Origin of the sequence: Faecalibacterium sp. An122, from assembly GCF_002160895.1 — a bacterium.
In the GTDB taxonomy this organism is placed as follows: domain Bacteria; phylum Bacillota; class Clostridia; order Oscillospirales; family Ruminococcaceae; genus Faecalibacterium.
In genome coordinates this window covers 44,620-69,857 of sequence record NZ_NFLL01000008.1, presented here as the reverse complement: position 1 = coordinate 69,857, position 25,238 = coordinate 44,620, and the positions used below count along the sequence as shown (strand labels likewise).

The following is a 25,238-nucleotide window of genomic DNA, read 5'->3' as shown; positions in this document are numbered from 1 at the left end:
CGCCATGTCTGAACTGACCCGTGAGGAAAAACAGGAGCTGATCCGCCTGGCGCTGGACGCCCGCACCCGGGCTGTAGCCCCCTACAGCCGCTTCACGGTGGGAGCCGCCCTCCGCAGCACCGACGGTCAGATTTTCACCGGCTGCAACATTGAGAACGCCGCCTTTACCCCCACCAGCTGCGCCGAGCGCACCGCTCTGTTCAAGGCGGTCAGCGAAGGGGTCACCCATTTCACCGACATTGCGGTGGTGGGCGCCCGGATGGGCGAGGTCAACGAGCTGGTCACGGGGCCCTGCGGGGTCTGCCGCCAGGCTCTGTATGAGTTCTGCGGGCCCAGCCTCAATGTCATCATGGCCAAAACCCCCGACGACTTCATCGAGCGCACCCTGGGCGAACTGCTTCCCTTCGGTTTCGGCCCGGCCAACATCTGACGCAAATTACCTAAAATTCCAAAGCAAAACACCCGTGATTGTGTTGGTTTTCGCTATTTTTCGGCCAATATTGTAAAGATTTTGTAATGAAAAACCGCTTGAACCTCACACATTTTGTAGCTATACTGAAATATAGAGAATGCGGCGTTATGCCCCCGCATTCCGCATCATGTTTCTGTCCGTAAATGGTTGCAGACAACTGTTAAAAAGGAGATAATTCTTATGAATATGATTTCGCGTCGTAAGTTTATGGCCGTGGCTGGCGCAGCCGCTGCTGTTTCTGTTCTGACCGCCTGCGGCAGCTCCTCCAGCACCGCTTCCAGCACTGCTGCTTCTTCCAGCACCGCTTCCAGCGCTGCCTCCGGCGAGGCCGCTGAGGGCACCGCTGTTTCCTACGTGGCTCTGTGCTGCGACACCGGCACCATCGATGACGAGAGCTTCAACCAGGCTTGCTGGACCGCTGTCCAGAACTACATGGGCGACAACTGCCAGTACTACATCCCCGAGGCTGACGCTTCCGATGAGGACCGCGAGACCATGATCCGTCAGGCTGTCAACGACGGCGCTGACACCGTTGTCTGCGTCGGCTACCTGTACGGCGCTTCCCTGGCCTGGGCTGCTGAGCAGTACCCCGACACCCGCTTCATCGCCATTGACGTGACCCAGGCCGACATCGGCACCGACACCATCCCCGCCAACTGCTACTGCATCACCTTCAAGGAGGAGCAGGCAGGCTACCTGGCAGGTTACGCCATCGCCAAGGACGGCTTCACCAAGCTGGGCTTCCTGGGCGGCATGGCTGTTCCCGCTGTTATCCGCTACGGCTACGGCTACATCCAGGGCATCGACGCTGCTGCTCAGGAGACCGGCAACGCCGTTGAGGTGAACTACTACTACGGCGGCCAGTTCTACGGCGACGCCAACATCACCTCCCGTATGGAGGGCTGGTACACCAGCGGCACCGAGGTTGTCTTCGCCTGCGGCGGCGGCATCTACACCTCCGCTCTGGAAGCTGCCATCAAGTCCAACGGCTACGTCATCGGCGTGGACGTTGACCAGAACTACATCGGCGCCAACGGCGTGGCTGACGGCACCTACAGCTACAACCCCTTCATCACTTCCGCTATGAAGCAGCTGACCGTCGCTGTTGAGTCCGCTCTGGGCGACATCGACGACGGCGAGTGGACCACCATCGCTGCTACCAACGGCAACTTCGGCCTGGAGGAGGGCGACTACGTCGGCCTGCCCACCGCTGAGGACAGCTGGAACTTCCGCACCTTCACCGTCGAGGAGTACGAGGCTGTCAAGGCCAAGATCGCTTCCGGCGAGATCGTTGTGGACAACTCCAGCGAGGACAGCGTGAAGCCCACCACCAGCGATCTGGTCAAGGTCACTTACGTTCAGTAAGCTGGTCCTGTAACCAGGCTGGACAAGCTTCGGTTTCCATCGAGCGGGGCACCCCCACGGGTGCCCCGCTTTTTTGTCCCGTTTCTCCGGCCTCCCCTGCCTTCAACCCCTCAAAAAGCCGGATTTTCAGGGATTTTGCGCCGCAAAAAAGCGCATAAAGCTGTGCTTTTTTATCTTAATTTTTTTGCGGATTTTTCGGCAGGTTCCACAAGTAAAGTCATACTTTTTTGTCGAACTCACCGGTTTCAGTAGTATCCCACCGTTTCCGGCACAAAATCTCTGTCTTTTTTGCAAAATGCCAGATTTTGAGACATATTTTCCTTGCAAAGTAGCATTAGAATACGTTATAATGGATAAAGTGATAACAAAGCGTTACCATCATGTGAAAGGAGAGTGAGCAGATTGGCCGAGGATTATGTGATCGAGATGCTCCACATTACCAAGGAATTCCCTGGAATCAAGGCGAACGATGATATTACCCTCCAGCTGCGCAAAGGTGAAGTTCACGCTCTGTTGGGCGAAAACGGCGCCGGCAAGAGCACCCTGATGAGCGTGCTGTTTGGTCTGTACCAGCCCGAACAGGGCAAGATTCTCAAGAGTGGCAAGGAGGTCCAGATCCGCAACCCCAACGACGCCAACGCGCTGGGCATCGGCATGGTCCACCAGCACTTCAAACTGGTGGAATGCTTTACCGTTCTGGACAACATCATCTTGGGCGTGGAGCCCAACAAGCTGGGCTTTCTGCAGAAAGCCGAAGCCCGCAAGAAGGTCATGGCTCTGAGCGAGAAATATGGCCTGCGGGTGGACCCGGACGCGCTGGTCAGCGACATTTCGGTGGGCATGCAGCAGCGCGTCGAGATTCTGAAGATGCTCTACCGGGACAATGAGATCCTGATTTTTGACGAGCCCACCGCCGTTCTGACCCCCCAGGAGATCGACGAGCTGATGGAGATCATGCGGGGCTTCAAGAAAGAGGGCAAGAGCATCCTGTTCATCACCCACAAGCTCAACGAGATCATGGCGGTGGCCGACCGGTGCACCGTCCTGCGCAAGGGCAAGTATGTGGGCGTCACCGACATTGCCAACACCAACCAGGAAGAGCTGTCCCGCATGATGGTGGGCCGCGACGTTCAGCTGCAGGTGGACAAGGCCCCCGCCCATCCCGGCGAGGTGATCCTGGATGTCCAGGGCGTGAACGTGCCCAGCTCCACCCACAAGAAGAGCGCCGTCCGGGACGTGTCGTTCCAGGTGCGGGCGGGCGAGATCGTCTGCCTGGCCGGCATCGAGGGCAACGGACAGACCGAGTTTGTCTACGGCCTCACCGGCCTGGAAAAGGTCACCAAGGGCACCATCACCTTCTGCGGCAAGGACATCACCCATGCTTCCATCCGGGAGCGCTCCAAGTCGGGCATGAGCCATATCCCCGAGGACCGTCACAAGCACGGTCTGGTGCTGGACTACAGCCTGGAGAACAACATGGTGCTGCAGCGCTACTGGCAGCCCGAGTTCCAGAGCCATGGCTTCATCCGCAAGGACAAGGTGCGGGAGTATTCCGACCGTCTGATTGAGCAGTACGACGTCCGCAGCGGCCAGGGCAGTGTCACCATTGCCCGCAGCATGTCGGGCGGCAACCAGCAGAAGGCCATCATCGCCCGCGAAATCGACCGCGACCCCAAGCTGCTGGTGGCTGTGCAGCCCACCCGCGGCCTGGACGTGGGCGCCATCGAGTATATCCATCGCCAGATCGTGGCCCAGCGGGACGCCGGCAAGGCGGTTCTGCTGGTGAGCCTGGAGCTGGACGAGGTCATGAACCTGTCCGACCGCATCCTCGTCATGTACGAGGGCGAGGTCGTGGGCGAGTTTGACCCCAAGACCACCACCGTCCAGGAGCTGGGCCTGTATATGGCCGGCGCCCGCAAGCAGGGGAAAGGAGAATAAGCGCTTTATGGATACCAAGAAAAAGATGCTTTCCCGCGGGGGCAACAGCCGGTCGGCCTTTGTCAGCGTGCTGGCAGCTCTGCTGTGCATCCTGATCGGCCTGGTGTTCGGCTATCTGGTGCTGCTGGCCATCAACGCCGAGCACGCCTGGACCGACGGCTTTGTCCGCATCCTGAAGGGCGGCTTCTATGACGCCCCCTACGGCGTGGGCCGCACCCTGGCCAACGCCGCCCCCCTCATCATGACCGGTCTTTCGGTGGCCTTCGCCTTCAAAACCGGCCTGTTCAACATCGGCGCCGCCGGCCAGTACACCCTGGGCGCCTACGGCGCTCTGTACTGCGCCATCGTCCTTCACCTGCCCTGGTATGTGGGCCTGCTGGCCTCCGCCATCCTGGGCGGCCTGTGGGGCGCCATCCCCGGCCTGTTCAAGGCCTATCTGAACATCAACGAGGTTATCACCTCCATCATGTTCAACTGGATCGGCCTGTATCTGGTCAATGAGATTGTGTACGGCAACGGCACCGGCGTGATGTACGACTCCCGCAACACCCGCACCTGGAACCTCCGCCGCCTGGAAGGCGCCGAGGGCTCCATCATCCCCGACTTCGGCCTGAACAACATGTTCCAGACCAACAGCACCACCATCGCCATCTTCCTGGCCATCGTGGTGGCCATCGTGATCTGGATTGTGCTGGACAAGACCACCTTCGGCTATGAGCTGAAGGCCGTGGGCCTCAACAAGAACGCCGCCCGCTACGCCGGCATCAACGAGAAGAAAAACCTGGTGCTGTCCATGGTCATCGCCGGCGCTCTGGCCGGCTTTGGCGCGGGCCTGTACTACCTGTCCGGTGTGTCCGAGTGGAACCCCCTGAACTCCACCACCCTGCCGGCCATGGGCTTCAACGGCATTTCGGTGGCCCTGCTGGCCAGCTCCAACCCCATCGGCACCATCTTCTCGGCCCTGTTCATCTCCCACATCACGGTGGGCGGCTCGTTCCTGTCCACCCGCTACTACCCCACCGAGGTGGCCGACCTCATCAGCGGCATCATCATCTATCTGTGCGCCTTCTCGATGCTGTTCCGCGGCAAGATCGCCAAGCTCCTGTCCGGCGGCAAACGGGCAGATAAGACCGGCAAAAAGGAGGACTAAGCTATGCTGTTGCTCATCAAATATACCCTGCTGTACGGCATCGTCCTGATGCTGGTAGCCCTGGGCGGCATGTTCAGCGAGCACTCCGGCATCATCAACATTGCCCTGGAGGGCATCATGGTCATCGGCGGCGTCGCCGGCGTCCTGGCCCTGACCCTTCTGCCCGCCACCATGCCCGCATGGCTGATCGTGGTTCTGTCCATTGTGGCGGCGGCCCTGGCCGGCATGGTCTATTCCCTGCTGCTGGCCTTCGCCTCCATCAACCTGAAAGCCGACCAGACCATCGGCGGCACCGCTCTGAACCTGCTGGCCACCGCGGTAGCGGTGGTTCTGGCCAAGTATTTCAGCGAGAGCGGCAGCGCCAAGCTGAACTACACCAACCGTCCCTTCCTGTTCTCGGTGGGCGGGCTGGAGCTCAGCGTCTTTGTCCCTCTGGGCATTGTCCTGCTGGTCATCAGCTATATCGTCATGTACAAGACCCGCTTTGGCCTGCGTCTGCGGGCCTGCGGCGAACATCCCCAGGCCGCCGACTCGGTGGGCATCAACGTCTACAAGATGCGCTACGCCGGCGTCCTGATCTCGGGCGCCCTGGGCGCCATCGGCGGCATGGCCTATATCGTTCCCCCCGTTCAGACCTGGAACTTTGAGGTGGGCGTGGCCGGCGCCGGCTTCCTGGCCCTGGCGGTCATGATCTTCGGCCAGTGGAAACCCTTCCACATCTTTGGCGCGGCCATGTTCTTCGCCGTGTTCAAGAGCCTGGCCAACATCGCCGACTCCACCTTCCTGGCCAACCTGGGCTGGTCCAGCAACATCTACAACATGATGCCCTTCATCGCATCCATGATTATCCTGGCGTTCACTTCCAAGAACAGCATGGCCCCCAAGGCCGAGGGTATCCCCTACGACAAGGGCTCCCGTTAATCCCACACGGCATCAGCGGCGGCAGGCGGCAACAGCTTGCCGCCGTTTTGCTCTCTGAAAGGAAGGTGTTTCCCATGCAGAAAGTTTTGGTCATCGGCTGTCCCGGGGCGGGCAAGAGCACCTTCGCCCGGGCCCTGCGGGACCGGACCGGCCTGCCCCTCCACTATCTGGACTGCCTGTGGCACCGGGCCGACGGCACCCACACCACCCCTGAGGCCTTTGACGCCGCTCTGGCCGCCGTCATGGACGGGCCCGCCTGGATCATTGACGGCAACTATCTGCGCACCATGGAGCCGCGGCTGGCCGCCTGCGACACCGTCTTTTTCCTGGACTTCCCCCTGGAAGTCTGCCTGGCGGGGGTGGAAAACCGCCGGGGCGCGCAGCGCCCGGACATGCCCTGGGTGGAGGAGGAGCTGGACGCAGAGTTCCTGCAATACATCCTCGACTTCGGCCAGGCGCAGCTCCCCGCGATCCGCGCCATGCTGGAGCCATACCGGGGGCGCCGGCAGGTCTTTGCCTTCCACAGCCGGGCCGAGGCGGACGCCTGGCTGAACGCCCTGGCGGTGACCCTCCGCCCCTACCGCCCCGAGGACTGCCCCGCGCTGGCGGCCCTCTTTTACGAGACGGTCCACACCGTCTGTACCGCCCACTACACCCCCGCCCAGCTGGACGCCTGGGCCCCCGCAGAGGGCCCCGACCTGGCGGCCTGGGATGATGGTTTCCGGGCCCACGTCACCCTGGTGGCGGAGCTGGACGGGCAGCTGGTGGGCTTTGGGGATCTGGACCCCGCCGCCGGTTATCTGGACCGGCTGTATGTGAGCCGCGCCTTTCAGCGGCGCGGGGTGGCCTCGGCCCTCTGCGACGCCCTGGAAGGGGCTGCCCGGAGCCGTCCCATCATCACCCATGCCTCCCGCACCGCCCGGCCCTTTTTTGAAAGGCGGGGCTACCGGGTGATCCGGGCCCAGCAGGTGGAACGCCGCGGGGTGCAGCTGGAGAATTTCGTCATGGAAAAAGGGTGAATTTTTGTTGAACCCTCAGGAATCCCCTTGCCTTTAAGGAAAAGTCATACTATACTGGATTTACCACACAACACGTCGGGACAGGAGTGATTACCATGCGTATCTACGATCTGATTGCAAAGAAGCGGGACGGCGGGACCCATACCCGCGCCGAGCTGGAAACCCTCATCAACGGCTATGTGGCGGGCGACGTGCCCGATTACCAGATGGCTGCCTGGATGATGGCGGTCTACCTGCGGGGGATGACCGACGAAGAGACCGCCATTTTGACCGACATCATGGCCCGCAGCGGCGAGATGGTGGACCTGTCCCCCATTGCCGGCATCAAGGTGGACAAGCATTCCACCGGCGGCGTGGGCGACAAGACCACCCTGGTGATTGCGCCCATTGCGGCGGCCTGCGGGGTCAAGATTGCCAAGATGAGCGGCCGGGGCCTGGGTCATACCGGCGGCACCATCGACAAGATGGAGAGCGTGCCCGGCACCCGCACCGCCCTGACCCAGGAGGAATTTTTCGCCCAGGTGAACCGGATCGGCATTTCGGTCATCGGCCAGAGCGAGAACATCGCTGCAGCGGACAAAAAGATGTACGCCCTGCGGGACGTCACCGCCACCGTCAGCTGCATTCCCCTGATTGCCTCCAGCATCATGTCCAAGAAGCTGGCTTCCGGCTCGGACGCCATCCTGCTGGACGTCACCACCGGCACTGGCGCCTTCATGAAGACGGTGGAGGATAGCGTCCAGCTGGCCAAGCTGATGGTATCCATTGGCGGCCACCACGGCCGCAAGGTGGCCGCCATGATCACCGACATGGACACGCCTCTGGGCCACAACATCGGCAACAGCCTGGAAGTGATGGAGAGCATGGAAGTGCTCAAGGGCCGCGGCCCCGCCGACCTGACCGAAGTCTGTCTGCAGCTGGCGTCCTATATGCTGGTGCTGGCGGGCAAAGGAACCCCGGAAGAATGCCGTGCCATGGCCCAGCAGGTGATTGCAAACGGCAGCGCCTTTGCCAAGTGCAAAGAGATGTTTGCGGCCCAGGGCGGCGACGTGCGGGTTCTGGAGGATTACAGCCTGTTTGACCAGCCGGCGGCCAAGTACGAGGTACTGGCCGAGGCCGACGGGTACATTACGGCCAACGACGCCGAGAAGATCGGCATCGCCAGCGTCCTGCTGGGAGCCGGACGGGAGAAGAAGGGCGATCCCCTGGACTACGCCGCCGGCATCATCCTGCACAAGAAGCGGGGCGACTACGTACGCCGGGGCGAGAGTCTGGCCACCTTCTGCGGCGCGCCCGAGCGCTTTGCAGCCGCCGAGGCGGTCTACCGTTCCGCTTTCACCTTCGGCCCCGAGAAACCCTCGGAGCTCCCCCTCATCTACGCCATCGTCACCGACACCGGCGTCTCTTACTTTTTTGAAAAAAAGTAAGCAAAAAACTTTTTACTGGGTACCATAAAGTTTCCGGGTCTCCGACAGTTCCGCGGGACCTTTACGCTCCGGCTCGCTCGTTACGTTTGGGCCTGCGGCCCGGTACGATGCAAGGCAGCGGCGGCGACCGCATCCAGTGGATGAAACAGGGAGCCGCCGCTGACGCAGCGCTCCAATTTTCACAAGGACATTCATGTCCGCCGGGAAAATTGGCTAAGCGCAAGAGGCACGAACGGCGACCGCGTCCGGTGGACGAAACAGGGAGCCGTGAGTGGCGCAGCGGTCTAAATTTTCGGCTCATCCAATGCGCCGAAAATTTAGGGAACCGCAAGAGGACAGCCGTCCCGCTCGCTCGTTACGTTTGGGCCTGCGGCCCGGTACGATGCGAAGTCTTATGATCTAAAAAGCACAAAATCCCCGCTCCTTCCATGGGAGCGGGGGTTTTTATTTCAGTAACTCATTTCCTGTTTTCTACTTCAAGGATTTTCCGCAAAAAGGACATCGTTCCAGCTTACTCCATTGAATGGAAAAATGCTTGCCGCAAAAGGGGCACCGCCGGAAAGCGAAATCAAATACAAACAAAAGGCTCAGAAGGACCGCGCCGCTGATAAAACGTTCAAAGGCCCAAAGAGCACATACCACCAGCACACCCACTACAAAAACCGCTTTGAACAGAGCCATCTGAAACGGTATCTTCATATGTGTTCACCTCAGACCTTAGCTTTTGGGCAGCAACGCAGGATTTTTCAGTTGGCAGATCAAGGTCTATGCGGGTTTTTGCGGATTACTGTGCAGCCTTCTCGGAAGCATCTACCACATGGGCGGCCAGCACCGAGGTGGTCATGGCGCCCACGCCTCCCGGCACCGGGGTGATGGCACTGGCCACCGGCTCGGCCTCCGCAAAGCGGACGTCACCGCACAGCTTGCCGTCCTCATCGGTGTGGATACCCACATCCACCACCACCTGGCCCGGGGCGATGCAGTCCCCGCCGATGGCGCCGCGCTTGCCCATGGCCACCACCAGGATGTCCGCCTGGCGGCAGAGCTGGGGCAGGTCTTTGGTGCGGGAATTGCACATGGTCACGGTGGCGTTTTTGCGGTCCAGCAGCATGGTGGCCGGTTTGCCCACCACCAGGCTGCGGCCCACCACAGTGACCCGTTTGCCTTCCAGGGGGATGCCGTAATGGTCCAGAATATCCACACAGGCCTGGGCCGTACAGGGGGCATAGCCCACCCCGCTGCCGGTAAACACTCCCGCCAGAGAGGCGTCGGTGATACCGTCCACATCCTTTTCGGGGGCCAGGGCAGCCCGGACCGCCTTGTCGTCGATCTGGGCGGGCAGCGGCCGGAAAATCAGGCAGCCGTGGACGCCGGCGTCCACGTTGATTTCCTCCAGCACCGCCATCAGCGCCGCCTGCGGGGCGTCCGCCGCCAGCAGATAGGGCTTCACCGCGATGCCCAGCTTGGCGCAGCGGTTCATCACGCCCCGTTCATAGGACAGATCGTCCTCCCGCTCGCCCATCCGCACCACCGCCAGGGTGGGCACAATCCCTTTTTCCGCCAGGGCCGCCACACGGGCCGCCGTCTTTTCGTTCAGGGCGGCAGCGGCCTGCGCGCCTTTCAAAAGCGTTGCCATGGTCAATTTCCTCCCAGTCGTGCGCAAACCTTGGCGTAAACCGCCTCGGCCCGCGGTACATATTCCTTCAGCAGGGCCGCCACACGGGCGTCCAGCTCTTCCGCCCGGGCCCGGTCGGCCATCAGGCGGGTGTTGACGCTGACGTTCAGCCCGGCGCCTTCCAGCGCCGCCCGGCAGAACACCGCCCCGCATCCTGCATCCGACACCGCCAGCACGCTGCCCTTGGCCTCGTATTCTTCCAGCAGGGCGATGGCCTCACAGCAGCACTCCATGATTTCCAGGGGCACAGCGGCGGCCTTTTCCAGGGCGGCCGCCATGATTTCGGCCCGGGCGGGGTCCTCTTTGGGGATGGAATAGGCCTTGGCCAGGGGCGCAAAGGCCTCGGCGTCCGCCTCCACCAGCCCTTCCAGCCGGGCCCGCAGGGCGGCGGCCTTCTCATTCAGGGCCAGGATGTCCGGCTCCACGGCGGCATATTTCTTTTTGCCCACCGTCAGGCAGCCCACCATGTTCCCCAGGGCCGTGCCCACGGCGCCCACCAGGGCCGACCCGCCGCCGCCCCCCGGTACCGCCGCTTTGGAGGCCAGTTCCTCCAAAAACTGCTCACAGCTTTTGTGCATCATTTCCATCTGTAAATCCCCCTCTCGGTGATGACGCCATCCAGACGGATGTCCAGCGGCCCCGCGGCGGCCGCCTCCACTTTTTGTACCTCATAGGCCACCCCGTACACCGCCGCGCCGGTGCACCGGGGAAGATACCGGTCATAGTAGCCTTTGCCCATGCCCACCCGCCGGCAGGCCTCATCAAAGGCGGTACAGGGCACCAGAACCAGGTCCAGGGTCTCGGGCGGGAAGATCTCCGCCCGTTCCAGCACCGGCGCACGGATGCCATATGCCCCCGTCTCCCAGCCCTTTTCCGGGTGGGGCCGGGCGGCGGTCATGGTGCAGTCCGGGCCGCACACCGGCCAGGCTGCCCCGTGCAGGCGGCCTTCCGGGCCCTCCAGCAGGGCCGACAGGTCCGGCTCCCCGCCGAAAGCGGCATACCCCAGCACCCGTTTTGCGGCCTGCCAGGCCGGCAGGGACGCGATGCGGGCACAGATGGCCGCATCGGCGGCTTGCCGCGTTGAGGGGTCCAGCGCCCGCCGCGCCGCAATCCCCTGCTGGCGCTGGGCTTTCTTGGCCTCGTCTAGGGTCATTGGCTCCGCCTCCTCTTTGCCGTTTCGGGCCTCAGTCCTCGAAATAAAACAGCTCCTCAAACTTTTTGTCCAGCGCGATGCACAGAATCAGCGCCAGCTTGGCGGTGGGGTTAAACTGCCCCGTCTCAATCGAGCTGATGGTGTTGCGTGAGACGCCCACCATCGCCGCCAGCTGCGCCTGGGACAGCCCCGCCGCCGCCCGCGCCTCTTTGAGCCGGTTTTTCAAAACCAGTTCCGAATTCATACGCCGCCTCCCTCACAGGTGCAGCCAAAACTGCACCGAAAAGATCACAAACGCCAGCAGGCAGCACAGCCCGCTCACCAGGTTGACCCGCTGGTCCAGCCGCTTGTACATCCAAAGATGGACAAAGGCCGCATATCCCGTGGCAATGGCCGGATAGTCCCACACCTGGGCCAGCGCCTCGCCTGCAGCCCAGGCGCGGCCCGCCCGCACCAGCCAGAAGGCCGCGCACAGCCCCACCACAACCAGGGCGCTGCGGGTCATGATCTGGCCCTGGATTCGCTCCTCGTATTCGCCGTCGCCCTCCTGCCGGGCTCTGCGCAGGATTTCTTCCTTTTTCATGGAACCGCCTCCCTCGGGTTTGACAAGTTTTATTTGCATTTTCAGTATAACACAGACAAGTGTACTTGTCAACACGCCGGGCGGGATACAAAACAGCCCCGCCTATCACAGCGGGGCCGTAAAAACATTATGCGCCGAAGCCTGCCAGCACCGTCAGCACCGCCGACGCCACGCACTGGACGATCACCCAACGGATGACCACCTGTTCGTCGCTCCAGCCCAGCCGCTTGCGGGCGTGGTCGTGAAGGGGGGTCAGGGTGTTTTTCAGCACGCTGATGTGCAGGAAACGCTTGAGGCTGATTTTAATGATGCCCAGGCTGCCGTCCAGGATAAACACCATCGCCGCCAGCAGGAAGGCAAAGGGATGTCCCGACTTGAGGGCCAGAACCGCCAGGAAAAAGCCCATGGCGCGGCTGCCCGCGTCGCCCATCAGGACGGTGGAGGGCTTGGCGTTGGACCACAGATAGGCCAGCAGAGCGCCCACAAACGCCACCGTGGCGGTGACGTAGCTGCCCAGATACTCGCCGTACAGCATGGCAAAGGTGCCCATGCTCACCACCGCCAGGCTGGCGGACAGGCCGTCCACGCCGTCGGTGCAGTTCACCACATTGATGCTGGCCCAGATCAGGATAATGATCAGCAGCAGGTACACCGGGTACGGCAGCACAAAATACCAGCTCAAAAACCGGACTCCGCAGCCGTTGAAGTTGAGATAGGTGACGCCGGCCACCGCCGCAATCACAAAATCAATCAGGCCTTTTTTGTACTCGTTCCACGCGGTGTCCGAGGCATCGTCCAGATACCCCGACAGCATCGATGCAATGAGCAGGACCATATAAATGACCGTCTCCAGGTGGAACGGCATAAACGCCAGGGCCACCAGCACGATGCACAGCACAAAAATCAATCCCGCGCCCCGGGCCTTGCCCTTGGACAGCGCGCCATCCACCGCAAACGCGCGGCCATGGTCCTGGGGCAGCCGGCTGCGGAACAGACTGGTCAGCAGGGCCGTCAGGACAAACGCCAGCACAAACGCCAGCGCATCCACACCCCGCTGGCCAATGGTGGACAACAATATTGTAACCATGATAGCTTCCTCATTTCTGTTTTTGCATTCCTTGTACTCTCTACAGAGGAAGTGTACCATGTCCGGCCCGAAAAATCAATCACAAGCTGGCAGCCGGCCTCCCCTGCAAACCAAAAAGGGGGCGGGCCTTGCGGCCCGCCCCCGGAAAACTGGGTCTGCACACCCAGCTGGTTCTTTTTTGGTGCGGCAAACTACAAATAATTTGTAATAAACCTTTGGTGCTATACGAAGCGCTTCGTATATTGTGCGGTTATGCGGTCACCTCGTAGAAAGGTACGACAGCTGCACGCGCCCCGCACGGACTGTATCATACGATAATCAGTGTGTAAACGAGTTACGATAGCCTAGCTAGTTATAAAATTACTTCTCGACAGGAGCAGAAGTCTTGCAAGTGACAACTGCGGTGACGAGGTAGACAGGCATATCATTATCCTCGGCAGTAACCATAGCAACTTCACCAGTATAGGTGTAGGTGTACTTCAGGTTGCCAACCTCTTCCTCAGTCTCCAGACCCTTAACCAGATCAGCAATAGCCTGAGCCATTTCCTTCTTCACTGCTTCGGCAGTCTTACCAGTAGCATTGACCTGAGTCTTCACAGCAACCTTAGTGCCAACGACCGGGCTGCCAGCCTTGCTACCCAGAGACCCAAAGACCTCACGGCTGTACTCCTGATAGGTAACGATGTCCTTGCTGATATCGTCGCCCTGAGTAGTGCTCTTCAGGCCACCATTAACGCGCAGAACCTGCTCAACAGCATCCTGCAGATCGGTGCTATACTGGAAAGAAACAGCATCAATCTTCTCATCCTTCAGCTCATCGTTCAGAATGCCAGCAATAGAAGTGTCAGCAACAGGAACCTGCTCGTCCTTGTTGTCGTCCTTGTTGCCGTTGGTCGAGCAGCCAGCCAGCATGCTGACAGCCATAACGCCGGACAGAGCCAGAGCCAGAACCTTATTCAGTTTCATTTGGAAATTTCCTCCTTGTTGTTGTTTGTAACTCGCACCAAAACATTTGGGGAACAGGTCACCATCCCCGTTCCTTGAGCATAGTTTAACACAACAGAGTTTCCTTTGTCAAGGCAGAACTGGCAAAAGGTGAGAAAAACGGGAAATTTAGCATTTATCCAACGTAAATACGTTGATAAATTTTGGTCTTTCACCCAGAATCTTCCATCGTTTCGCATTTTTGGGACGCAAAATAAGTGCGATGGATCAAAAACAAAAATCCACCGCACAGGGTATTCCCATGCAGTGGATTTTTGTTTAGGCTATGAAACAAAAGAGACTTTCTCTGTCTCTTTGACACTAAAAAGCCCCCAACGTCGCACCGTCAGGGGCTTTCTCCTCACGAAAAGGAAATAGGGTCATTGAGGATCAACGATTAAGATTTCACAGCTTTCGCATCACGGTCAATCTGAATGCCTACGACCCAGACCGTCACGTCCGAACCATCAGCAGCGGCCTCAGCAACGGTAACCTTGCAGCCTGCAACATAGCAGTCATAATCGCAAGTAAAGTCGTTGCCCTTGGTTGCCTTGTCGCTGGTCAGAGCAATCTTATCGACGACATCCGTCTTGATCTTGTTGGCGACCGTGGCAGTGTCATAGTCGCCCTTGTAAATGCGGACAGTGGAGAAACTTGCATCGCTGTTAAATGCGCTCCATGCTGCAGGATTGTCCAGCTCACCCTTTGCGCTCGTATAGGTCATCTGACGCACCATGTCAAGGATAGCCTGCGGAGCGATCGTGTCAACCGTCTTCACCTGATTAGCAGTCAGAGTGCTTGCAGCAGACTGCACAGCCTTGGACAGGGTGTTGTCGCTCTCAAACTTCGGCTTGCTGTTAATAGCACTATTCACAGCAAGAGTCATCGAGACCGGAGTCACCTCGTTTTTGCCGGGCAGCTTGTCTGCATTGCCGCCGAAGCCGCAAGCAGTCAGCATGCTGACTGCCAGGACGCCGGACAGCGCCAGGGAAAGAATGCGCTTGAGTTTCATTGGACCTTTACCTCCTTCTAAAGAAGTAAAATTTTGCCTGGGGTTACCTGTTTTGAGTCTTGGACCTTTGCGGGATAAGGACGGCCCCTACCCCGTCTAGTCATATAATAGTACAACTTCCGCGATTTGTCAATCGTACCATTTTTCGCCAAGAGTTCTTCTAAAAAAATTTACATTTAATAAAAACAAGCGCCCTTGCCTTTCGGCAGGTGCGCTTGTGGGCATTCGAGCTTTTGTTTTCAAAGTTGGGGTTCTGTTTCCCAACTTTGGTGGGATGATATTTCACCCAAAACTCAAATATTTTTACTGCTTTTTTATTGTAAATTTTTATCGTAAATCAGGTTTTATGTTCCTCTTTTGCGGTCTGGTTGATGCCGATTCCCACCACCCAGGCCGACGCCTGATCGCTGAACGCCTGGCGCACGCTGACCGAATAGGTATATGTATAGTTGAAATAACTGTCGATCACCACCTGGCGGGAGCAGGAGCTACTCAGCAATTCATCCGCCATTTCGTCGATCTTATTCACGATGGCCCGGGCCACTTCGTCCTCGCTCCAGTCGCCAGGATAGATGAACAGCCGGGACATCCGGGTCACGCCGCTCTCGGTGGGGGCGCTGAGGGCATTGTAGCGGCTGGTGTCGGAGGCTTCCCGCATCGCATCCGCCAGAATGCCGTTGTCCTCCCCGGTGCCGGGGGCGCTGCGGCTCTTGAGCATATAGGTGGCGGCAGCGGCGGTGCCGCTGTCCAGCGGGGCATCGTTGGTGACCACTGTCTTGGCGGACATATTGGCGATCAGATCCGCCACGCCGGCCATGCTGCGCGTCCCAACCTGTTTGGGCTGCGAACAGCCGCTCAACACCAAAAGAGCCAGCACTGCCAGCAGCAGGACCAGTCCGTGCTTCATCTTGCGCAACGCGCATACCCCCTTCCCGGCTCATGTCGGCACACAAGCCCATTGTGTTTTTATTGTACACCGCGCAGGCAGGTTTTGTCAACCGTCCGTATAGAGGACTTGATTTTGCGGGCCATTCCGGGTAATATGGAAGCAGCATTTTCAGCGTGCCGCCGTGCGGCAGGCTGCAGGGGCGCGCCGGCCGCAGGGCGGGGGTTTTCCCCTGAGATGCCGCGGACTGGCGGGTCGCATCGAGGGGTGACGCACGCCGCCGGACACCGCGTCCCGGCGCCGCGTCCGCCTGTGAATCCGGCAGGCCTGCGGCTCTGGCACCCGGGGCGAACCCCGGCCAAACGGACAGGGCCGGGCGCGTCATATCCTGTCCCATCGGAAGTAAAGGAGGAAATCCGGATGAAAACGATTGGTTTTATTGGCTGCGGAAACATGGGCGGAGCCCTGGCACGGGCGATCTGCCGCACGGTGGAGCCGGGCAATGTTGTTTTGGCAAACCGCACCCCCGCCAAGGCCGAGGCCCTGGCGGCTGAGCTGGGCTGCCGCACCGGCTCCAACCAGGACGCCGCCCTGTGCGATGTGGTATTCCTGGGCGTGAAACCCCAGATGATGGCCGACATGCTGGCCCAGCTGCAGCCGGTGCTGGCGGGCCGCAAAGAGCGGTTTATCCTGTGCACCATGGCGGCGGGCCTGACCATGGTGCAGATCCGCCAGATGGCCGGGGGCGACTACCCGGTGGTGCGGATCAACCCCAACATTCCCTCGGGGGCCGGCGCCGGGATGATTCCCTACTGCACCCTGGGCCTGGAGGACGGCGAGGAAGAAGCCTTCTGCCAGCTGATGGCGGGGGCCGGCATGCTGGACAATCTGCCCGAAAACCTGATGGACGCCGCCTGCTGCGTGTCGGGCTGCGGCCCGGCCTGGGCGTATCAGTTCATTGAGGCCCTGGCGGACGGCGGCGTGGCCTGCGGAATGCCCCGGGCCAAGGCGCTGCAGTACGCCGCCCAGATGCTGCTGGGCAGCGCCAAGATGATGCTGGACACCGGCAGCCATCCCGGCGTCCTGAAGGACTCGGTCTGCAGCCCCGGCGGCACCACCATTCAGGGTGTCCGGGTGCTGGAGGAGCGGGGCTTCCGCGGGGCGGTGACCGACGCGGTCATCGCCGCCTATGAAAAGACCATCAAGCTGCGGGAGGGCTGATGCCATGCGAATTGTCGTCAAGGTCGGCACCTCTACCCTCACCTATCCCACCGGCCACCTGAACATCCGCCGCACCGAGGAGCTGGTGAAGGTCCTGAGCGACCTGAAAAACGCCGGCCACGAGATGATTCTGGTTTCCTCGGGCGCCATCGGCATGGGCGTGGGCAAGCTGTCCCTGCCCAGCCGTCCCGCCGACATGGCGGGCAAGCAGGCCTGTGCGGCGGTGGGCCAGTGCGAGCTGATGTACACCTATGACCGGCTGTTTGCCGAGTACAACCACACCGTAGCCCAGATTCTGCTGACGGGCGTAGACGTGGAGCACACCGAACGCCGCCAGAACTTCGAGAACACCCTCTACCGCCTGCTGGAGCTGGGCGCGCTGCCCATCATCAACGAAAACGACACCGTATCCACCATGGAGATTTCCTCCATCGGCGACAACGACACCCTGGCGGCCATTGTGGCCTGCTGTGCCCGGGCGGACCTGCTGGTGCTGCTCAGCGACATTGACGGGCTGTACACCGCCAACCCCCGCACCCATCCCGACGCCCAGCTGATTCCCCTGGTGGAGAACGTCACCGAGGACATCATGAGCCTGTCGGACGGGGCCGGTTCGGCCCTGGGCACCGGCGGCATGGCCACCAAGCTGCGCGCCGCCCGGATGGTCACCGCCGACGGGGTGGAAATGGTGATTGCCAATGGAGCCCATCCCGAGCTGCTGTACAGGATTGCCGAGGGCGAAGCCGCCGGCACCCGGTTTGCGGCGCGGCCCCGGGCCAACAAATAAAAAGGAGGTTGACCCATGACCACACAGGAGATTCTCACCGCCGCCCGTGACGCCAAAGGCTCTCTGGCCCTGGCCGATACCCGGCAGCGGAACCATGCCCTGATGGGGATGGCCGACGCCCTGGACAACCCGGCCAACCGGGCCGCCATTCTGGCCGCCAACGCCGCCGACATCGAGGCCGCCCGGGGGCGGATCTCGGAGGTGATGCTGGACCGTCTGGCCCTGAACCAGCAGCGCCTGGACGGCATGGCCCAGGGCATCCGGGACGTGGCGGCCCTGCCCGACCCGGTGGGCGCCGTGCTGCGCCGCATCGAGCGGCCCAACGGCCTGGTGATCGAAAAGACCGCCGTTCCCATGGGCGTGGTGGCCATCATTTACGAGAGCCGCCCCAACGTCACCAGTGACGCGGCGGCCCTGGCCCTCAAGAGCGGCAACGCCTGTGTTCTGCGCTGCGGCAAAGAGGCCTGGCGCTCCAGCAAGGCCATTGTGGACGCCCTGCGCCAGGGGGTGACGGCCGTCGGTCTGCCGGCTGCCGCCGTCAGCCTGATTGAGGACACCACCCACGCCTCCGCCAACGCCCTGATGACCGCCGTGGGCTATGTGGATCTGCTGATCCCCCGGGGCGGCGCGGGCCTGATCCGGGCCTGCGTGGAAAACGCCAAGGTTCCCTGCATCCAGACCGGCACCGGCATCTGCCACATCTATGTGGACGACACCGCCGATCAGGACAAGGCACTGGACATCATCGAAAACGCCAAGGCCAGCCGTCCCAGCGTCTGCAACGCCGAGGAGGTCTGCCTGGTGCACAAGGACATTGCCGGGGCATTTCTGCCCAGGCTGGCCCAGCGTCTGGGCCCCGACCGGGAGGTCCGCGGCCTTCATCCGGTGGAGCTGCGGCTGGACCAGAAGGCCGCGGCCATCATTCCCGGCACCCCCGCCGGGCCCCAGGACTTTGACACCGAGTTCCTGGACTACATCCTGGCGGTGGGGGTTGTGGAGGACGTGCAGCAGGCCATCGGCCACATTGCCGAGCATTCCACCGGCCACAGCGAGGCCATCCTGAGCCAGACCCAGGAACACATCGACCTGTTCACCGCAGCGGTGGACAGCGCGGCGGTGTACGTCAACTGTTCCACCCGTTTCACCGACGGCGGCGAGTTCGGCCTGGGCTGCGAGATGGGTATTTCCACCCAGAAGCTCCACGCCCGGGGTCCCATGGGCCTGGCCGAGCTGTGCACCTACAAGTACATCATCCGCGGCAACGGTCAAATTCGCTGACCGCCCGCCTTCAGCGCAAACAAAAGAGCCGTGGAGCGGCAAAGCTCCACGGCTCTTTTTTCGGTTCTATGGGGGTTCAGGGGATGCCCGGCCGGTTTTTACTCCAGACCGCCCATCTCCTTGATGGCCTTCATGGCGAAGGTGACGGTGCGGCCCATGGCCACGCCTGCCATCAGGCAGGGGTAGTTGTTGGCAAAGAAGCTGCCGGACATATCGCCGGTGATGTACAGGCCCTCCATGGGCTCGTTGTTGGTGTCCAGAGCCTGGCCCTTTTCGTTGATGGCGATGCCCTGCTCGGTGGTCAGCAGCGAAGCGCCCAGCCAGCAGCCATAGAAGGGAGCCTTGCGGATGGCGCTCAGACGGTAGGCCGGCTTGCCGAAATCGTCGTCCTTCTGCTGATCGTACAGCTCATTGTACCGCTCGACGGTGGCCAGGAAGGTGTCCTTGTCGGCGCCGGTGAAGCCCAGCTTGTCGGCCAGCTCCTCCAGGGTGTCGGCGCGGAAGAAGCAGCCAGCGGCCTCGGCCTCCTCCATCTTGGGCAGCACGTAGTCCGGACCGCCGTTACGGGTCTGGGCCGAGCAGCCGATGGTGTGGAAGCGCTGCACGTCCTCGTACCAGTTGTCGTCGTGGATCTGGGCGTAGACGCGGCCCGGCTGATGGGCGGCAGCATAGACGATGTCGTTGTAGGGGCAGCTCTCGTTGGCAAACCGTTCGCCGTGGCGGTTGACCTTCAGGAAGGGCTGGGTGCCGGGGTTATACTGCTTGATGGGGCCGGGGAAAGCCTTGCCGCCAAAGGCGCTGGGGCTGTCGATGTAGCCGGCGTCCTGTCCCGGAGGCACCACGCCGCGGTCGAACAGCATGGGAGCAGACTCCTTGTCCAGGTTGGCGCCGGCCCAGACGGCGGCGCGGATGCCGTAGCCGCGGTCAGCCGGCGAGTAGGAGCAGGCGGTGGTGACGCTGGTGCCCAGGGGGTCCAGCTGCTCCATCATGTAGGGGTTGCCGGGGTAGCCGCCGCAGGCCAGCAGGACGCCCTTGGCCGCATTGATGCGGATGAAGTGGCCGTCCTCGTTGCTCTGGGCGATGATGCCGGTGATGCGGCCGTCGCTGTTCTTCTCCAGCTTGGCCAGGGCGGTGTTGAAGTCGATGGAGTAGCCCAGATTCTCGATGTACTCGGCGAACAGCTTGTTGCGCTCGGCGCCGGTGCTGCGGTCGTAGGTGTACTCGATCTCGGGGTAGATGTAGTCGGTGTTCTCCAGGGCGTTCTCGTCGGGCCAGTGAGCCTCGTCGCCGTAGGTGTAGGTCATCTGGACGCCGAACTCGTCCTCCATGATCTCGCGGACAAAGCCGATGGCCTCGGCCGACTCATTCAGCCAGGTCTTGACCACGCGCTGGTCGCACTTGCCGGAGGCATAGCGGGAAATCTCGCTCAGCAGCTTGCCCTTGTCGGTGACCACGCCGTGCTCCTGTGCGCCGAAGCCGTCCACTGCGCCGATCCAGTGACGGGTGTCCTGCACCACGCTGTTCTGCTCGATGATGCGGAAATTCAGGCCGTTCTTGGCGGCGTAAGCGGCTGCCATCAGGCCGCCGTTGCCGGCACCCACGATCAGGATATCGGTGTCCCAGGTATCAGTGATGGACTCCTCATCGATGGTGGGCTCGGTGCCCAGCCAGTCGTTCTCATCGCCGGTGGGCAGGTTGATCACTTCCACCGTCACCTTGCCCTGAGCCTGGTCAATGCACTTCTGGGCGGCCTTGATGACGCCGTCGGAAGTGATGGTGGCGCCCGACACCACCTCAATGTTGGAGCCCTGTGCTTCCATCAGGGCGTTCTTCAGGTCCTCAGCCGCTGCACCGCCGATGGAGGGGGTCTCGCCCGAGACATCCAGCACGATATCGGTGATGGCGTTCTCGCTGAAGGTCATGGTCACCTTGACGTCGCCGTTGATGCCGGCAGCGGTGGCCTCATAGGTGCCGGGAATGTAGGTGGCCCCTGCTGCCACCGAGCCCGAGCCCGAAGCAGCCCCCGAGACAGCCGAACCGGCCGACTCACAGGCGGCCAGGGCGCCGGCGGTCACGCTGCTCATGGCAGCAGCGGCGGCGATCTTCAGAAAACCTTTGCGGGAAATCTTCTTCATTCTGAATCCGTTCCTTTCTCTTCTTGGGTGTGTACACTTCCATGGGGCCGACCGGTGCACGTCAGCCGGCCCCTGCCAAACGTCGCCCCCAGGCCTTCTCTCCTGGGGGCACAATCATTTGATCCTATATTAGGGTATCACATAGCGACGTGATTGTCTATCCGCTTTATACGAAAAAATCGGCCCAAAGTGTTTCCTTTTGCACCGCATTTCAGATACCATTTCAGATTTCCGGTCCCATCTTGCGTTCCGCAAAATCTTCTATATAATAAGGTAGAACCTTTCACCTCCACTGATGTACGAAAAGGAAATCGTCTATGATTCATAACGCACAGGAAACTTCTCATCTCCCCTCTCCCCCCGCCGGGCTGGACGCCCTTGCGGCGCGGGTGGAGGAACTTCTGTCCCGGCAGGGCCGCACCGTGGTGGCCATCGACGGCCGGTGCGGCAGCGGCAAAACCACCGTGGCCGCCCTGCTGGCCCAGCGGCTGGACTGCACCGTCCTCCACGCCGACGACTTTTTCCTCCGGCCCGAACAGCGCACGCCCCAGCGGATGGCCCAGCCGGGAGGCAACTTTGACCGGGAGCGGTTTTTCACTGAGGCCCTGTCCCCCCTGCTGGAACGCCGGGACGCTCTCTACCGCCCCTACGACTGCCACACCGGCCAGCTGAAGCCCCCGGTGGCCGCCCCCTGGAAGCCGGTCATTCTGGCGGAAGGCTCCTACAGCTGCCACCCCGACCTGTGGGCCTGCTACGACCTCCACGTCTTTGTCACCGCCGATCTGGAGACCCGGCTGGCCCGCATCGCCCAGAGACCGGGGGTCAACCTGGAGAATTTCCGTACCAAATGGATACCTTTGGAAGAAAAATACATTTTGTCATCAAATTTGGAGGACCGCTGTGAGGTGATCCTCCACACCTGAGCCCCGAGGCGCCGTCTTTTCCACAGGACGGCGCCTTTTGCGTGGAAAGCCCCGTCTCACTCCATTCCCCCCGGAACAGGGCGCTTTCGCCCAGCTTATCCATGTTTTTGGGGCTGCGTTCCGCCTTTTGTTGTAAAAACAACATACATTTTCCCCGCATTGTACTATAATCACCTCAGAACCCCAACACATCCAAGGAGGATTTCCCCATGATTCGACAGATCATTCATATAGATCAGGAAAAATGCAACGGCTGCGGCCTGTGCGCCACCGCCTGCCACGAGGGCGCCATCGAGATGGTGAACGGCAAGGCCAAGCTGGTGCGGGAGCACTTCTGCGACGGTCTGGGGGACTGCCTGCCCGGTTGTCCCACCGGAGCCATCACCTTTGAACAGCGGGAGGCCCCCGCCTACGACGAGGCCGCCGTCCAGCGTGCCAAGGCCCAGCAGCAGGCCCCCCACCACGCCGGAGGCTGTCCCGGTTCCCGGGCCGTCCAGTTCCAGGCATCCCAGGCCCCCGAGGCCCCTGCCGCCGTTCCCGCCGGCAAGCCGGTGTCCCGGCTGGGCCAGTGGCCGGTCCAGATCAAGCTGGCCCCGGTGCAGGCGCCCTTCTTCCAGGGGGCCAAGCTGCTGATCGCCGCCGACTGCGCCGCCTATGCCTACGCATCTTTCCACGAAGATTTCATGCGGGGCAAGGTGACCCTCATCGGCTGCCCCAAGCTGGACGGGGTGGACTACGCCGAAAAGCTCACCGACATTCTCCGCCTCAACGACATCCAGAGCGTCACCATCGTCCGGATGGAGGTGCCCTGCTGCGGCGGGCTCCAGTCCGCCGCCCAGCGTGCGCTCCAGGCCAGCGGCAAGTTCATCCCCTGGCAGGTGGTGACTCTTTCCCGCGACGGACGTATTTTAGACTGATTTTCTACACAAAGTAAACCCAAACACCAAAGGAGGTGCTCTATGCGCAATCTGAACACACGAAAACTGGCCGTCATCGGCTGCGGCTTTGTGGGGTCGGCCTCGGCCTTCGCCCTGATGCAGAGCGGTCTGTTCTCCGAGATGGTCCTGATCGACGCCAACCACGCCCGGGCTGAGGGCGAGGCCCTGGACATCAGCCACGGCCTGCCCTTCGCCAAGCCCATGAAAATTTACGCCGGCGACTACCCCGACCTGGCCGACGCATCCCTGATCGTCATCACCGCCGGGGCCGGCCAGAAGCCGGGCGAAACCCGGCTGAACCTGGTGAAGAAAAACATCTCCATCTTCCGGTCCATCATCCCCTCCATCACCCAGTACAACCGGGACGCCATCCTGCTGATTGTGGCCAACCCGGTGGATATTCTGACCTATGCCGCCGCCAAGCTCAGCGGCTTCCCCGAAAACCGGGTCTTCGGCACCGGCACCGTTCTGGACACCGCCCGCCTGAAGTACCTGCTGGGAGAACACCTGCAGGTGGACAGCCGGGCCGTCCACGCCTTCATTCTGGGCGAGCACGGCGACAGTGAAATTGTGGCCTGGAGCAGCGCCAACGTGTCGGGCCTGCCCCTCCACAACTTCTGCGAGATGCGGGGCTACTTTGACCACGACGCCGCCATGGAAGCCCTGGCTGCCGGGGTCAAGAACAGCGCCTACGAGATCATCGAGAAGAAAAGCGCCACCTACTACGGCATCGCCATGTCGGTGCGCCGGGTCTGCGAGGCCATCGTCCGGGATGAGAAGTCCATCCTGCCGGTGTCGTCGGTACAGCACGGCAGCTATGGCATCGACGGGGTGGCCCTGAGCCTGCCCGCCGTGGTGGGCAAGGACGGCGTCGAGACCATCGTCCCCATCGCCCTCAGCGAGGAGGAAATCGCCGCTCTGCGGGCCTCGGCCCAGACTTTGAAGGACTTCCTGGCCGAACAGGACCTCTGATCCGCCACCTGTCCGTCCAAGGCGGACAGGTGACCCCACGCATCGAGCAGAAATGCCCAAAGGAACCCGTTAAAATTTCATCAACCTGACGAAACGTTCTATACAACGCCTGTTTCTGTTGACATTCGGCTGTCTGCATGGTATTTTATAGACGATAATTAAAGTCTGCACTGTGGCAGACTTTCCAGTTGGATTGTTACCGGTAATGCGGGCTAGACCAACTCCGAGGATGTCTTTTGTCGTAGAGAAAGAGGCATTGAGGGGGTTGGTCTTTTCTTTTTCCCGTTTTGCCGTTTAAATTGGCATACTGCGACAAGGAGGCTGCAGGATGCGCATTAAAAAAGTCATCAACAACAACATCCTGTGCGTCATTGATGAAAAGGGGCACGAGAGCATCGTCACCGGCCGGGGGCTGGGTTTTGGCCGGAAGGTGGGCGAATTCGTGAACCCCGCCGGGGTGGAAAAAATCTACCGGATGGAGGACAAGACCGGCCAGCGCCGGCTGCGGGAACTGGTGGAGCAGATTCCCCTGGAACACCTCCAGCTGACCGAACAGATGATCGAGGTCATCCGCGCCGAGATCCACCAGCCCCTCAACGAGTCTCTCCTCATTACGCTGGCCGACCATGTCAGCTTTGCCATCCAGCGCAAAGCCCAGGGCATCGAGTTCAAAAATCCGCTGGCCGGCAGCATCCTCTGTTATTACCCCACCGAATACCATCTGGGCCAGAAATGCCTGGACATGATCCGCACCCAGTGCGGCGTCCAGCTCAACGCAGACGAGGCGGCGTTCATCGCCCTGCACATCGTCAACGCCGAGCTGAACACCGACATGAGCGAAATGTACGGCATCACCCGCCTCATCGACGGGGCGGTGGAGGTGGTGGAATACTTCTATCGGGACCAGGGCGCCTTTGACCGGGAATCCCTGGACTTCAACCGGTTTGTGGTGCACCTGCGCTACTTTGCCCAGCGGCTGTTTCAGGACAAGATGATCCCCGACAGCCCGGACGAAGGCGACGTGGCCTTCCGGGAGATGATCGCCCGCAGCTGTGCCCAGCACTACAAATGCGCCCAGTGCGTGGCCGAGTATGTGCGGAACACCTGGCACAAAGAGCTCTCCCAGGAGGAGCTGGTCTATCTGACCATCCACCTCAAGCGGGTGTCGGCCGGCCTGCTCCGGAACACCGGCACCGCTCCTACCCCGTAACGTCTGCGCCCCCGGCGCAGGCTGCACATAGAACCCGCGGCCTCCTGCCTGCCCGGCAGGAACCGCCTTTTGCCCGAATATCCACCCAAAAATGACAGGAGG

At 61.3% G+C, this 25,238-nt stretch carries 24 protein-coding genes; 14 read left to right on the top strand and 10 right to left on the bottom strand.

Going from position 1 to position 25,238, the window contains the following annotated elements:
* Positions 1-4 precede the first annotated feature (4 nt).
* From B5E67_RS07365 to B5E67_RS07335, 7 genes are all read left to right on the top strand, one after another.
* Positions 5-430: a cytidine deaminase gene (locus B5E67_RS07365; protein WP_087246237.1), complete on the top strand. Its 426-nt coding sequence runs from the start codon at positions 5-7 to the stop codon at positions 428-430.
* A 222-nt stretch (positions 431-652) separates the two neighbouring features.
* Positions 653-1,837: a BMP family ABC transporter substrate-binding protein gene (locus B5E67_RS07360; protein ID WP_242956861.1), complete on the top strand. Its 1,185-nt coding sequence runs from the start codon at positions 653-655 to the stop codon at positions 1,835-1,837.
* Positions 1,838-2,263: 426 nt separating this feature from the next.
* The gene (locus B5E67_RS07355; protein ID WP_087384462.1) at positions 2,264-3,775 is read left to right on the top strand and encodes an ABC transporter ATP-binding protein; all 1,512 of its coding nucleotides are present in this window, start codon (positions 2,264-2,266) and stop codon (positions 3,773-3,775) included.
* Positions 3,776-3,782: 7 nt separating this feature from the next.
* On the top strand, positions 3,783-4,925 hold the full coding sequence (locus B5E67_RS07350; protein ID WP_087246236.1) for an ABC transporter permease: 1,143 nt from the start codon (positions 3,783-3,785) through the stop codon (positions 4,923-4,925).
* A 3-nt stretch (positions 4,926-4,928) separates the two neighbouring features.
* Positions 4,929-5,846 carry an ABC transporter permease gene (locus B5E67_RS07345; protein WP_087246235.1) on the top strand — a complete coding sequence of 306 codons (918 nt, stop codon included), beginning with the start codon at positions 4,929-4,931 and terminating at the stop codon, positions 5,844-5,846.
* A 74-nt stretch (positions 5,847-5,920) separates the two neighbouring features.
* Complete coding sequence (locus B5E67_RS16095; protein WP_343286518.1) at positions 5,921-6,865, top strand: GNAT family N-acetyltransferase; 945 nt, start codon at positions 5,921-5,923, stop codon at positions 6,863-6,865.
* A gap of 95 nt (positions 6,866-6,960) precedes the next feature.
* On the top strand, positions 6,961-8,292 hold the full coding sequence (locus B5E67_RS07335; RefSeq protein ID WP_087384407.1) for a thymidine phosphorylase: 1,332 nt from the start codon (positions 6,961-6,963) through the stop codon (positions 8,290-8,292).
* A gap of 784 nt (positions 8,293-9,076) precedes the next feature.
* On the opposite strand, the gene B5E67_RS07330 is transcribed toward B5E67_RS07335, so the two are convergent.
* From B5E67_RS07330 to B5E67_RS07290, 9 genes are all read right to left on the bottom strand, one after another.
* Positions 9,077-9,928, bottom strand: coding sequence for a tetrahydrofolate dehydrogenase/cyclohydrolase catalytic domain-containing protein (locus B5E67_RS07330; RefSeq protein WP_087384404.1), 852 nt, complete (start codon positions 9,926-9,928; stop codon positions 9,077-9,079).
* A gap of 2 nt (positions 9,929-9,930) precedes the next feature.
* A complete protein-coding gene (locus tag B5E67_RS07325) occupies positions 9,931-10,554 on the bottom strand; it encodes a cyclodeaminase/cyclohydrolase family protein (protein ID WP_087365752.1) in 624 nt (207 codons plus the stop codon).
* The gene (locus B5E67_RS07320; protein WP_087384401.1) at positions 10,545-11,120 is read right to left on the bottom strand and encodes a 5-formyltetrahydrofolate cyclo-ligase; all 576 of its coding nucleotides are present in this window, start codon (positions 11,118-11,120) and stop codon (positions 10,545-10,547) included. Before B5E67_RS07320 ends, B5E67_RS07325 begins: the two co-directional genes overlap by 10 nt.
* 31 nt (positions 11,121-11,151) lie before the next feature.
* On the bottom strand, positions 11,152-11,364 hold the full coding sequence (locus tag B5E67_RS07315; RefSeq protein WP_087246229.1) for a helix-turn-helix transcriptional regulator: 213 nt from the start codon (positions 11,362-11,364) through the stop codon (positions 11,152-11,154).
* A 12-nt stretch (positions 11,365-11,376) separates the two neighbouring features.
* On the bottom strand, positions 11,377-11,703 hold the full coding sequence (locus B5E67_RS07310; protein WP_087246228.1) for a DUF6442 family protein: 327 nt from the start codon (positions 11,701-11,703) through the stop codon (positions 11,377-11,379).
* A 127-nt stretch (positions 11,704-11,830) separates the two neighbouring features.
* Positions 11,831-12,790: a phospho-N-acetylmuramoyl-pentapeptide-transferase gene (locus B5E67_RS07305; protein WP_087384398.1), complete on the bottom strand. Its 960-nt coding sequence runs from the start codon at positions 12,788-12,790 to the stop codon at positions 11,831-11,833.
* A gap of 360 nt (positions 12,791-13,150) precedes the next feature.
* Positions 13,151-13,756 carry a hypothetical protein gene (locus tag B5E67_RS07300; RefSeq protein WP_087384396.1) on the bottom strand — a complete coding sequence of 202 codons (606 nt, stop codon included), beginning with the start codon at positions 13,754-13,756 and terminating at the stop codon, positions 13,151-13,153.
* A gap of 415 nt (positions 13,757-14,171) precedes the next feature.
* Positions 14,172-14,786 carry a hypothetical protein gene (locus B5E67_RS07295; protein WP_087384393.1) on the bottom strand — a complete coding sequence of 205 codons (615 nt, stop codon included), beginning with the start codon at positions 14,784-14,786 and terminating at the stop codon, positions 14,172-14,174.
* A 337-nt stretch (positions 14,787-15,123) separates the two neighbouring features.
* Positions 15,124-15,702: a hypothetical protein gene (locus B5E67_RS07290; protein WP_087384390.1), complete on the bottom strand. Its 579-nt coding sequence runs from the start codon at positions 15,700-15,702 to the stop codon at positions 15,124-15,126.
* Positions 15,703-16,092: 390 nt separating this feature from the next.
* On the opposite strand from B5E67_RS07290, the gene proC reads away from it, so the two are divergent.
* Genes proC through B5E67_RS07275 form a run of 3 tightly spaced genes read left to right on the top strand, consistent with a single transcriptional unit; the run spans position 16,093 to position 18,958 of the window.
* Positions 16,093-16,893: a pyrroline-5-carboxylate reductase gene (gene proC, locus B5E67_RS07285; protein ID WP_087246223.1), complete on the top strand. Its 801-nt coding sequence runs from the start codon at positions 16,093-16,095 to the stop codon at positions 16,891-16,893.
* A gap of 4 nt (positions 16,894-16,897) precedes the next feature.
* Positions 16,898-17,680: a glutamate 5-kinase gene (gene proB / locus B5E67_RS07280; RefSeq protein ID WP_087246222.1), complete on the top strand. Its 783-nt coding sequence runs from the start codon at positions 16,898-16,900 to the stop codon at positions 17,678-17,680.
* Positions 17,681-17,695: 15 nt separating this feature from the next.
* On the top strand, positions 17,696-18,958 hold the full coding sequence (locus tag B5E67_RS07275; protein ID WP_087384387.1) for a glutamate-5-semialdehyde dehydrogenase: 1,263 nt from the start codon (positions 17,696-17,698) through the stop codon (positions 18,956-18,958).
* A 98-nt stretch (positions 18,959-19,056) separates the two neighbouring features.
* On the opposite strand, the gene B5E67_RS07270 is transcribed toward B5E67_RS07275, so the two are convergent.
* On the bottom strand, positions 19,057-21,093 hold the full coding sequence (locus tag B5E67_RS07270) for an FAD-binding protein (protein WP_087384384.1): 2,037 nt from the start codon (positions 21,091-21,093) through the stop codon (positions 19,057-19,059).
* A 317-nt stretch (positions 21,094-21,410) separates the two neighbouring features.
* Between B5E67_RS07270 and B5E67_RS07265 the strand changes: the two genes are divergently transcribed.
* The 4 genes from B5E67_RS07265 to B5E67_RS07250 all read left to right on the top strand — a co-directional run bounded on the left by B5E67_RS07265 (position 21,411) and on the right by B5E67_RS07250 (position 25,136).
* Positions 21,411-22,016, top strand: a complete 606-nt coding sequence (locus tag B5E67_RS07265; protein ID WP_087384381.1) for a hypothetical protein — start codon at positions 21,411-21,413, stop codon at positions 22,014-22,016.
* Positions 22,017-22,225: 209 nt separating this feature from the next.
* The gene (locus tag B5E67_RS07260) at positions 22,226-22,933 is read left to right on the top strand and encodes a 4Fe-4S binding protein (protein ID WP_087384378.1); all 708 of its coding nucleotides are present in this window, start codon (positions 22,226-22,228) and stop codon (positions 22,931-22,933) included.
* Positions 22,934-22,975: 42 nt separating this feature from the next.
* Entirely contained in the window at positions 22,976-23,926 is a 951-nt protein-coding gene (locus B5E67_RS07255; protein ID WP_087384374.1) for an L-lactate dehydrogenase, read from the top strand.
* 328 nt (positions 23,927-24,254) lie between these two features.
* Entirely contained in the window at positions 24,255-25,136 is an 882-nt protein-coding gene (locus B5E67_RS07250) for a PRD domain-containing protein (RefSeq protein WP_087384371.1), read from the top strand.
* Positions 25,137-25,238 lie beyond the last annotated feature (102 nt).

Coding starts and splice junctions, on each gene's coding strand:
- B5E67_RS07320 (WP_087384401.1), bottom strand. CDS start 11,120: ATGACCCTAGACGAGGCCAAGAAAGCCCAGCGCCAGCAGGGGATTGCG.
- B5E67_RS07305 (WP_087384398.1), bottom strand. CDS start 12,790: ATGGTTACAATATTGTTGTCCACCATTGGCCAGCGGGGTGTGGATGCG.
- proC (WP_087246223.1), top strand. CDS start 16,093: ATGAAAACGATTGGTTTTATTGGCTGCGGAAACATGGGCGGAGCCCTG.
- B5E67_RS07255 (WP_087384374.1), top strand. CDS start 22,976: ATGCGCAATCTGAACACACGAAAACTGGCCGTCATCGGCTGCGGCTTT.
- B5E67_RS07345 (WP_087246235.1), top strand. CDS start 4,929: ATGCTGTTGCTCATCAAATATACCCTGCTGTACGGCATCGTCCTGATG.
- B5E67_RS07360 (WP_242956861.1), top strand. CDS start 653: ATGAATATGATTTCGCGTCGTAAGTTTATGGCCGTGGCTGGCGCAGCC.
- proB (WP_087246222.1), top strand. CDS start 16,898: ATGCGAATTGTCGTCAAGGTCGGCACCTCTACCCTCACCTATCCCACC.
- B5E67_RS07315 (WP_087246229.1), bottom strand. CDS start 11,364: ATGAATTCGGAACTGGTTTTGAAAAACCGGCTCAAAGAGGCGCGGGCG.
- B5E67_RS07355 (WP_087384462.1), top strand. CDS start 2,264: ATGCTCCACATTACCAAGGAATTCCCTGGAATCAAGGCGAACGATGAT.
- B5E67_RS07300 (WP_087384396.1), bottom strand. CDS start 13,756: ATGAAACTGAATAAGGTTCTGGCTCTGGCTCTGTCCGGCGTTATGGCT.
- B5E67_RS07335 (WP_087384407.1), top strand. CDS start 6,961: ATGCGTATCTACGATCTGATTGCAAAGAAGCGGGACGGCGGGACCCAT.
- B5E67_RS07365 (WP_087246237.1), top strand. CDS start 5: ATGTCTGAACTGACCCGTGAGGAAAAACAGGAGCTGATCCGCCTGGCG.
- B5E67_RS07295 (WP_087384393.1), bottom strand. CDS start 14,786: ATGAAACTCAAGCGCATTCTTTCCCTGGCGCTGTCCGGCGTCCTGGCA.
- B5E67_RS07310 (WP_087246228.1), bottom strand. CDS start 11,703: ATGAAAAAGGAAGAAATCCTGCGCAGAGCCCGGCAGGAGGGCGACGGC.
- B5E67_RS07265 (WP_087384381.1), top strand. CDS start 21,411: ATGATTCATAACGCACAGGAAACTTCTCATCTCCCCTCTCCCCCCGCC.
- B5E67_RS07275 (WP_087384387.1), top strand. CDS start 17,696: ATGACCACACAGGAGATTCTCACCGCCGCCCGTGACGCCAAAGGCTCT.
- B5E67_RS07260 (WP_087384378.1), top strand. CDS start 22,226: ATGATTCGACAGATCATTCATATAGATCAGGAAAAATGCAACGGCTGC.
- B5E67_RS07330 (WP_087384404.1), bottom strand. CDS start 9,928: ATGGCAACGCTTTTGAAAGGCGCGCAGGCCGCTGCCGCCCTGAACGAA.
- B5E67_RS07250 (WP_087384371.1), top strand. CDS start 24,255: ATGCGCATTAAAAAAGTCATCAACAACAACATCCTGTGCGTCATTGAT.
- B5E67_RS07325 (WP_087365752.1), bottom strand. CDS start 10,554: ATGGAAATGATGCACAAAAGCTGTGAGCAGTTTTTGGAGGAACTGGCC.
- B5E67_RS07270 (WP_087384384.1), bottom strand. CDS start 21,093: ATGAAGAAGATTTCCCGCAAAGGTTTTCTGAAGATCGCCGCCGCTGCT.
- B5E67_RS07350 (WP_087246236.1), top strand. CDS start 3,783: ATGGATACCAAGAAAAAGATGCTTTCCCGCGGGGGCAACAGCCGGTCG.
- B5E67_RS16095 (WP_343286518.1), top strand. CDS start 5,921: ATGCAGAAAGTTTTGGTCATCGGCTGTCCCGGGGCGGGCAAGAGCACC.